Source organism: Comamonas sp. A7-5 (assembly GCF_039581385.1).
Taxonomy (GTDB): Bacteria; Pseudomonadota; Gammaproteobacteria; order Burkholderiales; family Burkholderiaceae_C; genus Comamonas; species Comamonas thiooxydans.
On record NZ_JBCPWO010000003.1, the window covers coordinates 445,479 to 459,137 of the forward strand.

Consider the following 13,659-nt stretch of genomic DNA (forward strand, 5'->3'; position numbering starts at 1 on the left):
ATCGCTCTAACTCGTGCTGCTGAGCGCTATGCGCTGTATCAGCCGCTGGTTCAATGCATGCTGCCCGGCCTGCCAGCCGGCCAGCGTAGCAGCGTCAATCTGTGTGTCCTGGCCGTCGCCCGCGCTCATCAGTCGCTTCCACCAGGTGCCATAGTGCCATGACGACACGTCGCCCGTGATGTCACTGCCCGCGATCTGTCCGCGCAGCGCATCGATCAGCTGCGCGGCCTGCTCTTCCAGCATCCGGCCCTGGTCCCAGTTGGTGCGCACGACTTCGGCGGCGAACACATCCTTGTCTATGCTCAGATACGTGTCCTGCGGCCAGTCATGCAGATGGCCGGACAGCGCCTGTACCAGCTCCGAGATATCGGCAAAGCTGCGAAACGCCTTGCCCGCGCCCAGGCGCCTGGCCCAGCCGGTGTCCACGCCGCAGCTCCAGTAGGTGAGCTTGCCGGCGCGCAGCGGCCGCAGATAGTTTTCCCAGGCGTGGCCCGAGCCTATGTCCTGCGAGGTGATGCCTGCCACATGGACCTGGGACACGGCCGGGTGCATGGCCACGCGCCGCACCCAGGAGCCGCAGTGCACGCCCCAGGGAAAGCGCATATTGTCCGGGTGGTTGTCCAGCACCACCACGCGCAATGGATGCTTGGCGCTGAAGCCCTTCTGGGCGATGCAGCGCTCGATCAGCGGCCAGCTCAGATGGTGAAAGTCGCCACTGCCCATGAGCACGGTGCCGTGCTGCGCGGGCAACTGCTCCTGCATGGCCTGGGTGAAGCGCCTGAAGCTGCGCAGGCCGCAGCCAAAGCGCACCAGCTCCTGCCACTGGGCGAGCGCAAGCCGCTTCTCCTGGAGCAGCGGGCCTACCGATTCATCGACATCCAGCACCACAGGTGTTTGTTGCATCATGCCTTGTCACTCCACTGGCGATCGCTTTCAAACAGACCGGAGAAGCGCCGGCCCAAGGCGCGCAGCACGGGATTGCGGATGAAGACCAGATGCTGCGTCATGGTGAAGCTGGCGCCGAGCTGGGCCTTGACTTCCGGGTCGGTCCAGCCCGCTACATAGTGGGACAGGCCCCGCTCCAGTGCGTATTCAAGATTGACCATCCAGCTCACGAAATAGAGATTCGCTTCGCGCGCTGCGGGGTAGGACAGGCCTATGTATTTGTCGATCAACCTGCCGTCATGCTCGAAGCACAGATTCCAGCCCAGCAGCGCATCGCTTTGCGCGTCGCGATACTCGAACACCATGCCGCCATTGTCCGCATCGCGCAGCAAGTCGGCAAAGAAGCTGCGCGTGAGTTTGTCGAAGTGAATGTCGCTTTGCGCGTACACCGCATCAAACAGCGCATAGTAGGCATCCACCTGGGCATCAGCGGCAAAGGCTGCGCCGGTAGGGATACGCTGTACGGAGAGCTGTGCGCGGCTTTTGAGCTTGCGCCTGAGGCTGCTGCGGCGGTTTTTGGACAGGCCGGCCAGATACTCGTCCGCACTGGCAAAGCTGATGGGCACATAGGCCAGGGCCTGGCCTTCGAGGGCAATGAACCCTTGCTCCGAAAGCGCGTCAGACAACTCCTGCGCAAAGCAGTTGTCTTCCTCGCTTAGCAAGGGCGATGCCTGGGGCAAATCCTTGACGATGGTGAGCATGGTCCGGCCCGCCACGGCGCGCAGCTGCCGCGCCAGCGTGGCCGCATCCACGCCCTGGGGCAGGGGCGCATACTCGCTGACCGTGCTGCCGATGAAGTCCGTCTTCAGCCTGAGCCTGGAGCTCAGACAGCGCCCGCCCGGCAACGACAGAAGACGCGCCTTGAGCGCGTCATCTGCGGTGGTCAGCAAATCGAAGGGGGCGGTGAATGCTGGCGCCGGCCATTCCTTCAGCAAGGCAAAGCCTTCTGGAGGATGGTTGGTGAACTGCTGCAGCAAGCCACTGGGTTCGAGCTGGTTGCGGAAATTTTCCGTCGCCATTTCGCCTTTTTGTAGTCGGTTGTGATGGCGCCTGAGTGTGTCTGCAGCGCAGAAAACTGGCACAACCCAAGCAAGAGACAGCGAGGCTGTCGTCCCCCTCCCGAAGACAGAGGGGGAAGCGGCGGGGCCGCCTAGGCAAAGCCGCTCAGGGGGTTACGCCTTTTTAGCCTTGCTCAGCAACTGATCCAGCAGCACCATGGCTTCGTCGATCTCGCTGCGCGAAATCATCAGCGAAGGCGCGAAGGTGATCACGTTCTTGTAGTAGCCGCCCACGTCCAGCACCAGGCCACGCTTCTGGCCCTGGTATTCCAGGCCGCCTTCGAGGCCGATGTCCACCATCTTGTCCAGCAGCGCCTTGTTGGGCGTGAAGCCGTCCTCGGTGCAGATTTCGGCGCGCAGCGCCAGGCCCAGGCCGTCCACATCGCCGATTTCCTTGTGGCGCTTTTGCAGCTCCTTGAGGCCTTCGAGGAAGTAGGCACCCGATTCGCGCACCTGACGGCCGAAGTCCATCTCGTGGGTCATCTTCATGACTTCCAGGCCCAGGGCCGTACCCAGCGGGTTGGAGGCAAAGGTGGAATGGGTGGATCCGGGCGGGAACACCGTGGGGTTGATCAGCTCTTCGCGTGCCCACAGGCCGGACAGCGCATTCAGACCATTGGTCAGTGCCTTGGCAAACACCAGTACATCGGGCTTGATGCCGAAGTTTTCCACCGACCACAGCGTGCCGGTACGCCAGAAGCCCATCTGGATTTCGTCGACCACCATCAGCACGCCGTGATCGTCCAGCACCTTCTTCAGACCCTTGAAGAAGTTGGGAGGAGGCACCACGTAGCCGCCCGTGCCCTGAATGGGTTCCACGTAGAAGGCCGCGTATTCGCACTGGTTGGTCTTGGGGTCCCAGACCGCGTGGTATTCGTTCTCGAACTTGCGCGCGAATTCGCGCACGATCTGGTCCGCATACTCCTCGGACGTCATGCCCTTGGGACGGCGGAAGGGGTAGGGGAAGGGGATGAACTGCGCGCGGTCGCTGAAGTGGCCGAAACGGCGGCGGTAGCGGTAGCTGGAGGTGATCGAGGACGCGCCCAGCGTACGGCCGTGGTAGCCGCCTTCGAACGCGAACATCAGGCTCTTGCCGCCGCTGGCGTTGCGCACGACCTTCAGCGAGTCCTCGATGGCTTGCGCGCCGCCCACGTTGAAGTGCACGCGGCCGTCGTGGCCCCATTTCCGCTTGGCGTCTTCGGCAATGAACTTGGCCAGTTCGATCTTGGTGGGGTGCAGATACTGGCTGGCCACCTGGGGCAGCTCCTGCAGCTGCTCGATCATCTTGGCCTCAAGACGCTTGTTCTTGTAGCCGAAGTTGACGGCCGAATACCACATCTGCAGATCGAGGTAGGACGTGCCTGCATCGTCGTACATATAGCTGCCTTCGCAGCCCGTGAAAATCTTCGGAGGATTGACGTAGTGGACGGTGTCGCCAAACGAGCAGTATTTGGCTTCGTCAGCCAGCAATTGGGCAGTATTGATCACAGCAGAAAGCGCTCCGCAAAAATGGATTCAGTCAACGGTATGCGGCAGCAGTGTGCGTTTGCAATATTTCCGGGCTGTCGAGCATTTGTGTGGGAATTGTGGAGAGCTCTGCGTCGGCCGATTTTCAGCGCCGCAAATGGCGGCGACGGATGTCCGTGCGCGCGCAGCTGCCTGCAGCAGCTTGCCCGGCCCTGTTCAAAGTACGGGGCGCGGCTCGCTGCCGCTCGTCGAGGCGGCATCCAGACCGCTGCCGAATCCGGGCCGATCAGCCCAGGGCCACCACGCGCAGCACCTCGGCGCCATAGGCATCGAGCTTCTTGGTGCCCATGCCGCTGACTCCCTGCAGTTCCTGCAGGCTCTGGGGGTTGAGTTCGGCAATCGATGCCAGCGTGGCATCGTGGAAGATCACATAGGCCGGCAGATTGTGCGACTTGGCCACTTCGGCGCGCCAGGCCTTGAGATTGATGAAGCGAACCTGTGCGTCCGGACCCAGATTGACCGCCGCCGCATTGGCTGCGGACTTCTTGCTCTGCTTCTTGCTGCGTGAAGCGGCCACGGCCTCGCGCAGCTGCACCTGCACCTCGCCCTTGAGCACGGCTCGCGAGCCGGCGGCCAGACACAAGGTATCAAACACATGGCCGCTGTTCTCGCTTACCACCTTGTGCAGGCCCAGGGATCCCGTGGCCAGCAACTGGCGCATCACGGCGCGCAATTGCGGCTCCGAGTAGTCCTTGCCGATGCCGAAGGTGGACACCTTGTCATGGCCGTACTGCGTGACCTTGTCCGTCTCCTTGCCGCGCAGCACGTCCATGATGTGGCCCGCACCATAGGTCAGGCCGCTGGCTTCGTGCACGCGGAAGATGGTGGACAGCAGCTTGCGCGCCGCATCCGTGCCGTCCCATAGCGCCGGCGGCTCCAGGCAGTTGTCGCAGTTGCCGCAATGGGTGCGGGCAACGGCCTGCAGTGGCTTGCCATCCAGGCTCGGCTCCTGTCCATACTGCTCGCCAAAATAGGCCAGCAGGCGCACACGGCGGCAGTCCGTGGCCTCGGCCAGACCGAGCAGGGCATCGAGCTTGCCCCGCATCACCTGCTTGAACTGTTCCTCGGCCGGGCTTTCGTCGATCATGCGGCGCTGGTTGACCACGTCGCTGAGACCGTAGGCCATCCAGGCATCGGCGGGCAGACCGTCGCGGCCCGCACGGCCGGTTTCCTGGTAGTAGCCCTCGATGTTCTTGGGCATGTCCACATGGGCCACAAAGCGCACATCGGGCTTGTTGATGCCCATGCCGAAGGCAATCGTGGCGCACATCACCACGCCTTCTTCGCGCAGGAATCGGTCCTGGTGGCTCTGGCGCATGTCCTGGGGCAGGCCAGCGTGGTAGGGCAGGGCATTGATGCCGTTCTGCACCAGGGTCTGGGCCAGCTCCTCGACACGCTTGCGCGACTGGCAATAGACCACGCCGGCCTCGCCCTCATGTTCGCGCTCGATAAAGCGCAGCAGCTGGTTGGTGACGTCCTTCTTCTCGGCGATTTTGTAGCGGATGTTAGGGCGGTCAAAACTGCTGATGAAATGCTGGGCTGCTTCCAGCTGCAGGCGCTCGATGATGTCGGCGCGCGTCAGCGCATCGGCAGTGGCCGTCAGCGCAATGCGCGGAACCTCGGCATAGCGCTGATGCAGCACGCTCAGTGCGCGGTACTCGGGGCGGAAGTCGTGTCCCCACTGGCTCACGCAATGCGCTTCGTCGATGGCGAACAGCGACAGCTTGCCCTGGGCATGCAGGTCGTCGAGCAGACCCAGAAAACGTGGCGTGTTCAGGCGCTCGGGCGCGGCGTAGAGCAGGGTGATGTCGCCGCTTTGCAGGCGCAGCTCCACCTCCTGCGTCTCGTCGTAGCTCAGGGTGGAGTTCAGATAGGCGGCGCTGATGCCGGCCTCATGCAGCGCACCGACCTGGTCGTGCATGAGCGCGATCAGCGGCGAGACCACGATCGTCACGCCGTGGCCGAGCTGCTGGCGCGCAATGGCCGGAACCTGGTAGCACAGCGATTTGCCGCCGCCCGTGGGCATGAGCACCAGCGCATCGCCGCCGTTGATGACATGCGAGACGATGGCCTGCTGGGGGCCACGGAATTGCTCGTAGCCAAAAACGGCTTGCAGAATGGATTGCGCGGAAGACACCGGGTACTCTTGAATCGATAGCTGGTAGCGCTTGCTGTATATTGGTTTGAGGTGGATTTAACCTCAGATGCAAGCATCAGGACTGGCCCTATTGTGCGCCGCGACCCGACGCGCTGCCCGGGCCGGGTTATGCGCAATCAGCCAGCCTGCCCTATGGTGGAGGGCGAAAAATGCGCATCCAGCTCGTAGAGATCGGCGGGATAGGTCAGGCGTACAAAGGTGATGGGCAGCTGCCCGGTCCAGGTGCGCCGGTCGATCACAAGGCAGGGAAAGCCGGGCTTGATCTCCAGCAAGCCGGCGGTTTCCTCGCTGGCCGCTTCGGCACGAATGCGGTGTTCGGCCGAGCTCCAGGGCACGTGGTTGACCATCCAGGAGCTGGGACTGTGCTCGGTGAACGGCTCGTGCTCGGCGTCCGGCACGGATTCGAGATTGATCAGGCGGTCTTCGATGCAGAACGGCCGGGATCCCGCCATGTGCAGGCACAGCACATGGACAATGGAGGCCGGCCGGATCATGCGCATGGCCTCCATGTCCTCGCGCGTGCTGCGCCGCTGCGTGCGTCCGAGCAGCCTGCTCGAATACTCCTGCCCCATGCCCAGCACCACCTGACGCAGATCGGGGATCTCCAGCACGGCAGAGCTGGTTTGCGGGCGTGTCACAAAGCTTCCCGCCTTGCGCTTGCGCACCAGCAGACCGGCTTCTGCCAGCTTGTTGAGCACCTTGCTCACGGTCATGCGCGAGCATTGGTAATGGACGGTCAACTCCATCTCCGACGGGATGCGATAGCCGGGCGGCCAGCGGCCACTGAGAATGTTCTGTTCAATCTCGGTGAGAATTTTCCCGTGCAGCGACATCGAAGAGTGTTTGTCCATGAAGTGGATTACACCAGCAAATCCGTGCGGCTGCCGCTGCGATCCCTAGGTGTTCAGTACGGCACGCGCAATGATGGTGCGCTGAATCTCGGAAGATCCTTCGTAGATACGCAGGATGCGGGCGTCGCGCACATAGCGCTCCAGAGGCATTTCGCGGGTATAGCCATAGCCGCCATGGATCTGCAGCGCCTCGTCGGTCACGAAGCCCACCATCTCCGAGGCGAACAGCTTGGCCATGGCCGACTGCTGGGTGAACGGTTGCCCCTGCTGGCGCAGTGCCAGGGCCTGCATGGTCAGCGCCCAGGCGGCTTCCAGGCGCAGCTTCATGTCGGCGAGCTTGAATTGGATGCCCTGCTTGCTGGCGATCGGCTCGCCGCCCACCAGACGCTGGTTGGCCCAGTCGGCTGCCGCCTTGAGAGCGGCCTCGGCGATGCCCAGAGAGGTCGCCGCCACATCCAGGCGGCTGTTGTCCAGCACTTTCATGGCGGTCTTGAAGCCGGTGCCTTCGGCGCCGAGGCGGTTGGCAGCCGGGACACGGACGCCGTCCAGCGAAACCTCAAAGGCATGGCCGCCGCGGATGCCCATGAGCTTTTCGGGCGACGATATCTGTATGCCGGGCAGGTCGCGCGGCACGATGAAGGCACTGACTCCGCGTGCCGCAGCCTCCGCATCGGTCTTGGCGAAGACCACCATGAAGCGGGCCTCTGCCGCATTCGAGATGAAGTGCTTGACGCCCGTGATCAGATAGTCGTCGCCGTCGCGCACGGCCCGGGTACGCATGTCTGCAGGGTGGGAGCCGCCTCGAGGCTCGGTCAGCGCGAAGGCCGCCAGCCATTCCCCGCTGGCGCAGCGCGGCAGCCATTGCTCGCGCTGCGCCTCGTCACCGCCGATGAGAACGGCATCCGTGCCCAGATAGTGAGCACCGATCATGGACGAGGTCGCGGCACAGGCACGCGAGATGGCGACCAGCGACATCAGCATGGCGGTGGGGGTGACGCCCGGCCCGCCGAAGCGCTCCGGCAGATTCATGCCCATCACGCCCAGCGCGGACAGGCCGGGCACATGACGCGTGGCGGAAAAGGCTTCCTCGTCCATGGCCTGGGCCACGGGCGCCAGGGTTTCTTCAGCAAAGCGTGCAACGGCATCGGCAACGGCCTGATCTTCTTCGGTCGCACCCAGACGAATCAATGACATGGCGGTCTCTCCTTGTTTTCTTGCTATCAAAATCAACCCAGAGCGCCTGCTTCGCGCAAGGCGGCAATGGCATCCGTGCTGCGGCCCAGCCAGCTTTGCAGCAGCAGCTCCGTGTGTTCGCCCAGGGCCGGCGCGCGTTGCGCACGATTGGGTAGAGCGCCGTTGAAATGCACGGGCTGTGTCGGCAGCTGCAGGCCAGGAAGGCGTTCGTCCTCGACCTCGCAGAGCAGGCCGCGCGAGCGGATCTGCTCGGAGTTCAGGGCCTGCTCGATATTCCAGATGGGGGCTGCGGGAACGCCTGCGGCTTCGAGCCGCGCCACCACATCGGCCACATCGTGCTGCGTGCTCCAGCCCTCCAGCGCGGCGCGCAATGCGGGCTCGTTGGCCGAGCGGGTTTCATCGCTGGCAAAACGCGGATCGCTGGCCAGCTCGGGAAGGTCCATCGCGGCAGCGGTGGCGTCGAACAGCTTCTTGTTGAGCACGGCCAGGGCGTAATGGCCGTCACGTGCCCTGTAGACGCCAAACGGCGCCGAGAGCGGATGCCGGTTGCCCACACGCCGGGCAGGCTGGCCGGTGAACAGATAGCGCGACATCGATGTCGCCAGAAAGCTCAGCGTGGTGTCGAACATGGCGACATCGACATGCTGGCCGACTCCGGTTCTCTGCGCCTGCAACAGGGCCGCCAGTGTCGCCCAGGAGGCAAACAGGCCGGCAACCACATCGCTGACCGCTTCTCCGACCAGGGTAGGCGCGCCTTGAGGCTCGCCCGTGGCCTCCATCAGGCCGCTCATGGCCTGAACAATGATGTCGTAGGCCGGGCGGTGGGCCAGCGGGCCGGTCTGGCCAAAGCCGGAGACGCTGACATACACCAGCCGGGGATTGAGGGCGCGCAGCGTTTCGGGGCCGATGCCCAGGCGCTCGGCCACGCCCGGCCTGAAGTTCTCGACCACCACATCGACCTGCCGGGCCAGCTCATGCACCACGGCGACCGCATCCGCATGTTTGAGGTCCAGCACCAGGCTTTGCTTGTTGCGATTCATGACCGTGAACAAGGCGCTTTGCCCATTCTTCATGGGGCCGATGGCGCGGTAGTCGTCGCCCTGGGGCGGCTCCACCTTCACGACTTCCGCGCCCAGATCGGCCAGCAAGGCCGTGGACATGGGGCCCGCCAGAACCCGGGTGAAGTCCAGGATGCGGATGCCGTCCAGCGGACGGGAGGCAGATTTTTCGGTGAATTCAGGCATGGGATTCCCGCTGTTGATCTGAAGCGATGTCTGCATGCTGCCCAAAACATGAATCAATGGAAAATATTCATTTCCCATTCACTGGATTCAAAAAATTGATTCAGATAAATCTGCGCCAGCTCGAATATTTTGTCGCCGCCGCACGCCACGGCAGCACGGCCAAGGCGGCGCTGGCCATCAATGTTTCACAGCCCTCCATCTCCAAGGCGATTGCCGACCTCGAAGCCCAGTGGGGTGAGCAGCTGTTCGTGCGCAAACATGCCGTCGGACTGGACCTGACTGCGGCAGGGCTGGCCAGAAGCCGGGAGGCCCTGAGCCTGCTCGAAGCAGCGCAACTGCTTCAGGAGCCACGCAAGCAGGCGGTTTCCGGCACGCTGAGGCTGGGCTTTCTGAGCACGCTGGGCGCGCTGTGGATTCCGCAGTTGCTCACCCAGATGCAAAAGCGCCACCCGTCCATAGACATCGAGCTGATCGAAGGGGACATCGCCTCCCTGACGCGGCAAGTGGAGCGCGGGGAGATCCATGCCGCATTGCAATATGACCTGGGCCTGGCCCGCCCTCTGCTGACCATGCACCCGGTTGCCGCATTGCCGCCCTATGCCTTGTTGCCTGCCAGGCATGCCCTGTCTGCGGCGCCCAGCGTGAGCCTGGCGGAGCTGGCCCAGTCGCCGTTGCTGCTGATCAACCTGCCGCAGAGCCGCGAATACTTTCTATCGCTGTTTCGGGAAGCGGGCGTGGTTCCCACGGTGAACTATGAACTGGCGTCGATAGAGCTTGTTCGCTCCATGGTCGCCAACGGGCATGGCGTCAGCGTTCTGACCACGCGGCCGGTGGTCGACCGAACCCACGACGGCAAGCGGCTGGTCTGCAAAAGAATCAAGGGCCGCGTCGCCAAGCAGGCCGTGGTGCTGTCGGTGCCCAGGAGCAATGCCTCGGCGCTGATTGCACCATTTCTGACCGTGGCAAAAAGCGTGATTGCACCCGACTAGCGCAACGCGGGTGCTGTTTTGGTGCGCGCCCACAAAGCCGGCGGAGGCGGTCTATGGGCGAGCGAGTTGGCACATAGCTTGCTCTTGTGGATTGTTGAATCATGTCTATACAGCTGGGAAATACGGCAACTATGACGCTCGGGTAAGCCTGTATATACATGTTCAATCAGCAATCGCAGACTTCGCTGTCTGCACTGTCGTGCAAGGCTTGAAGTCCGCATCAACAACCGAACTGCTCTGGCATCGACCGAGGAGAGTCCCATGAAATCGACACGTCGCGTTCCAATCTGGCAACTGGCATTAGCCGCAACCGTTCTAGTGTCTGCTGCACAACATGCAGCGGCTCAGGAGACCAAGATCGTCCTGGGTATGTCGGGATGGACAGGCTTCGCGCCGCTGACGCTCGCGGACAAGGCCGGGATCTTCAAGAAGAACGGCCTCAATGTCGAAATCAAGATGATTCCCCAGAAGGACCGGCATCTGGCGCTGGCCTCGGGGGCCGTGCAATGCGCCGCCACCACCGTGGAGACGCATGTGGCCTGGAACACCAATGGTGTGCCGATCGTGCAGATCTTCCAGATGGACAAGTCCTTTGGAGCGGACGGCATTGCCGTGCGCAACGACGTCAAGAACTTCGCCGATCTGAAAGGCAAGACCGTCGCCGTCAGCGCGCCGGGTACGGCTCCCTACTTCGGGCTGGCCTGGATGCTGAACAAGAACGGCATGACCATGAAGGACATCAAGACCGTGTCGCTGGAGCCCCAGCCTGCGGCACAGGCCTTTGTCTCCGGTCAGAACGATGCGGCCATGACCTATGAGCCCTACCTGTCCACGGTGCGCGCCAACCCCAGCGCAGGCAAGATTCTGGCCACCACCATCGACTACCCGATGGTGATGGATACCGTGGGCTGTGATCCCAAGTGGCTCAAGGCCAACACGGCAGCCGCCAAGGCGCTGACCCAGTCCTATTTCGATGCCATCGCCATGATCAATTCCGACAAGGAAAAGAGCTACGAAATCATGGGCGCGGCCGTCAAGCAAAGCGGCGAGCAGTTCGGCAAGTCGGCAGCCTTTCTGAAATGGTCGGACAAGGAGGCCAATCAGAAATTCTTTGCCAGCGACCTGCTGCCTTTCATGAAGGAGTCTGCTGCCATCCTCAAGGAGGCCGGCGTGATTCGCAGCATTCCTGAGAACTACGGCGTCATGTACGACGCCAGCTTCATCAAGTAAGCGCAAAGAGGTTGCACATGGAAGCGGTATCACCTTCTATCAAGTCTGCATCACCCGCATCGGTTCAGGTGGCATCGCCTTCCGTGAGGCCGGCTCGCCGGCGCTACATGGCCCCTCTGGAGCCTGTCAGTCCCAAGGCCAAATGGCTGCTCGGCACGGGCTTCTTCGTGCTGTTCCTGCTGATCTGGTCGGCCGTCACCTTTGGCGGACTGGTCTCGCCGACCTTTCTCGCCAGCCCGCTGACGATGCTGCGCGAAGGCATTTTGCTGTTCACGGAGTTCGACTTTCATCATGACATCGGCATGACCGTATGGCGCGTCATGGGGGGCTTCATATTGGCCAGCGTCGTGGCCGTGCCGCTGGGCATTGCCATGGGGGCCTGGAAGCCCGTGGAGGCGTTCTTCGAGCCCTTTGTCTCGTTCTGCCGCTACCTGCCCGCCTCGGCCTTCATCCCGCTGCTGATTCTCTGGGCCGGCGTGGGCGAAGCCCAGAAGCTGCTGGTCATCTTCATCGGCTCGGTGTTCCAGATCACCCTCATGGTGGCCGTGACCGTGGGCGGTGCGCGCAAGGACCTGGTGGAGGCAGCCTACACACTGGGCGCCAGCAATACCGGCATCGTCAAGCGGGTGCTGATTCCCGGTGCCGCCCCGGGCATCGCGGAAACCCTGCGCCTGGTGCTGGGCTGGGCCTGGACCTACGTGATCGTCGCCGAGCTGATCGGCTCGTCCTCGGGCATCGGGCACATGATCACCGACAGCCAGGCGCTGCTCAATACCGGACAGATCATCTTCGGCATCATCATCATCGGGCTCATCGGTCTGGTGTCGGATTTCATCTTCAAAACCGTCAACCGTCGCATGTTCGAATGGAGTTCCCTGTGATGAACCAGCTGTCCATTCAAGGCGTTTCGCGCACCTTCACCAGCCACAAAGGCGTCAGCACCCAGGCCTTGCTGCCGGTGGATTTCGAGGTCCGGGAGAACGATTTCGTGACCATTCTCGGCCCCTCGGGCTGCGGCAAATCGACGATGCTGCGCATTGTTGCGGGTCTGGATTTCCCGACGACGGGGCAGGTGCTGCTGGACGGGAAACTGGTGCAGGAGCCTGGCGCCGACCGCGGCATGGTGTTCCAAAGCTACACCTTGTTCCCCTGGCTGACCGTGGCGCAGAACATCCGCTTCGGGCTGCGCGAGAAAGGCGTGAGCGAAGCCATTCAGAAAGAGCGCAGCGACTACTTCATTGCCAAGGTGGGTTTGCGCGGGTTTGAGAACCACTATCCCAAGCAGCTGTCTGGAGGCATGCAGCAACGCACGGCGATCGCGCGTGCGCTGGCCAACGATCCCAAGATCCTGCTCATGGACGAGCCCTTCGGTGCGCTGGACAACCAGACCCGGGTGCTGATGCAGGAACTGCTGCTGGGCATCTGGGAGGCCGAGCGCAAGACGGTGATGTTCGTGACCCACGATATCGATGAAGCCATCTTCATGGCCAATCGCGTGGCCGTGTTCAGCGCGCGTCCGGGCCGCATCAAGGCAGACATCCCGGTCCACCTGCCGCACCCGCGCCACTACACCGTCAAGACCTCGCCGGAGTTCATGGAGCTCAAGGCCCGGTTGACGGAAGAGATTCGCGCAGAGTCACTGGCTGCGGCTGCTCACTGAGGCCTGCATCATGAATGTCCGAGATCCTGCCCAGCGCAAAACGGCTCCTGCAGCCCAGATGCCGCTCGCGTTGTACCAGCAGGTCAAGGACCATGTGCTGCGCAAGATCGGCGACGGTTCGCTGGCGGCCGGTGCGCGCGTGCCTTCCGAGCAGGAGCTGGTCAACGAGTTCGGCGTGGCGCGCATGACGGTGAATCGTGCGCTGCGCGAACTGGCCGAGCAGGGTGTGATCGTGCGGGTGGCGGGTGTCGGCTCCTTCGTGGCCGAGGAAAAGCCGCAATCGACCCTGCTGCGCATTGCCAATATCGGTGAAGAGATCACCCAGCGCGGCCACGATCATCGCTTCGAGCTGCTCGACATGCGCCGCGAGTCCGCCTCGCCCGAAGTCGCTGCGGCGCTGGATCTGGCGGTCGGCGCCTCGGTCTTTCACCTGCACGGCGTGCACTTCGAAAACGAGCTGCCGGTCCAGATCGAAGACCGCTATGTGAACCCCCGCCTGGTCCCTGACTTCATGGACCAGGATTTCTCTGCCGTGCAACCCTCGGTCTACCTGGTGCGCAATGTGCAGTACGACCAGATCGAACATGTGGTCGATGCAATCTTGCCGACGGCCGAGCAGGCCCGGCTGCTGCAGATGGCTCTCGACCAGCCTTGCCTGATGCTCACGCGCCGTACCTGGTTGCGCGGCGTTCCGATCACCTGGGTGCATTGCGTGCATCCAGGCATGCGCTACCGACTTGGTAGCCGTTTCCGAACCGATTCAGTGCACGGCGGCTGATCCCGGCCAGGCCCTTGAATCCCTC

12 protein-coding genes are annotated in these 13,659 nt (G+C 62.9%); 5 read left to right on the plus strand and 7 right to left on the minus strand.

The window, feature by feature from the left end; all coding sequences use genetic code 11:
• Positions 1-6: 6 nt before the first annotated feature.
• The 7 genes from AAIL67_RS07550 to AAIL67_RS07580 form a co-directional block, all read right to left on the minus strand.
• Positions 7-906: a hypothetical protein gene (locus tag AAIL67_RS07550; RefSeq protein ID WP_343483695.1), complete on the minus strand. Its 900-nt coding sequence runs from the start codon at positions 904-906 to the stop codon at positions 7-9.
• Positions 903-1,964 carry a GNAT family N-acetyltransferase gene (locus AAIL67_RS07555; RefSeq protein ID WP_343483696.1) on the minus strand — a complete coding sequence of 354 codons (1,062 nt, stop codon included), beginning with the start codon at positions 1,962-1,964 and terminating at the stop codon, positions 903-905. The genes AAIL67_RS07550 and AAIL67_RS07555 overlap by 4 nt, the downstream gene beginning before the upstream one ends.
• 153 nt (positions 1,965-2,117) lie before the next feature.
• Positions 2,118-3,491 (minus strand): aminotransferase class III-fold pyridoxal phosphate-dependent enzyme, encoded by a 1,374-nt coding sequence (locus AAIL67_RS07560; protein ID WP_034351349.1) that lies wholly within the window; start codon positions 3,489-3,491, stop codon positions 2,118-2,120.
• 265 nt (positions 3,492-3,756) lie between these two features.
• A complete protein-coding gene (recQ, locus tag AAIL67_RS07565) occupies positions 3,757-5,667 on the minus strand; it encodes a DNA helicase RecQ (RefSeq protein ID WP_063662658.1) in 1,911 nt (636 codons plus the stop codon).
• A 137-nt stretch (positions 5,668-5,804) separates the two neighbouring features.
• The gene (hutC, locus tag AAIL67_RS07570; protein ID WP_231905836.1) at positions 5,805-6,539 is read right to left on the minus strand and encodes a histidine utilization repressor; all 735 of its coding nucleotides are present in this window, start codon (positions 6,537-6,539) and stop codon (positions 5,805-5,807) included.
• Positions 6,540-6,584: 45 nt separating this feature from the next.
• Complete coding sequence (locus AAIL67_RS07575) at positions 6,585-7,733, minus strand: acyl-CoA dehydrogenase family protein (protein WP_063662663.1); 1,149 nt, start codon at positions 7,731-7,733, stop codon at positions 6,585-6,587.
• 32 nt (positions 7,734-7,765) lie between these two features.
• Complete coding sequence (locus tag AAIL67_RS07580; protein WP_224649462.1) at positions 7,766-9,055, minus strand: CoA transferase; 1,290 nt, start codon at positions 9,053-9,055, stop codon at positions 7,766-7,768.
• Between AAIL67_RS07580 and AAIL67_RS07585 the strand changes: the two genes are divergently transcribed.
• The 5 genes from AAIL67_RS07585 to hutC (AAIL67_RS07605) all read left to right on the plus strand — a co-directional run bounded on the left by AAIL67_RS07585 (position 9,034) and on the right by hutC (AAIL67_RS07605) (position 13,634).
• The gene (locus AAIL67_RS07585) at positions 9,034-9,966 is read left to right on the plus strand and encodes a LysR substrate-binding domain-containing protein (RefSeq protein WP_318010647.1); all 933 of its coding nucleotides are present in this window, start codon (positions 9,034-9,036) and stop codon (positions 9,964-9,966) included. The two genes, AAIL67_RS07580 and AAIL67_RS07585, sit on opposite strands and share 22 nt — an antisense overlap.
• A gap of 261 nt (positions 9,967-10,227) precedes the next feature.
• Positions 10,228-11,196, plus strand: a complete 969-nt coding sequence (locus AAIL67_RS07590) for an ABC transporter substrate-binding protein (RefSeq protein ID WP_034351357.1) — start codon at positions 10,228-10,230, stop codon at positions 11,194-11,196.
• 17 nt (positions 11,197-11,213) lie between these two features.
• Positions 11,214-12,077 carry an ABC transporter permease gene (locus AAIL67_RS07595; RefSeq protein ID WP_034351359.1) on the plus strand — a complete coding sequence of 288 codons (864 nt, stop codon included), beginning with the start codon at positions 11,214-11,216 and terminating at the stop codon, positions 12,075-12,077.
• Positions 12,077-12,856 (plus strand): ABC transporter ATP-binding protein, encoded by a 780-nt coding sequence (locus AAIL67_RS07600; RefSeq protein ID WP_034351586.1) that lies wholly within the window; start codon positions 12,077-12,079, stop codon positions 12,854-12,856. The genes AAIL67_RS07595 and AAIL67_RS07600 overlap by 1 nt, the downstream gene beginning before the upstream one ends.
• A 10-nt stretch (positions 12,857-12,866) precedes the next feature.
• A complete protein-coding gene (gene hutC, locus AAIL67_RS07605; protein WP_003069519.1) occupies positions 12,867-13,634 on the plus strand; it encodes a histidine utilization repressor in 768 nt (255 codons plus the stop codon).
• The last annotated feature ends 25 nt before the right edge of the window (positions 13,635-13,659 follow it).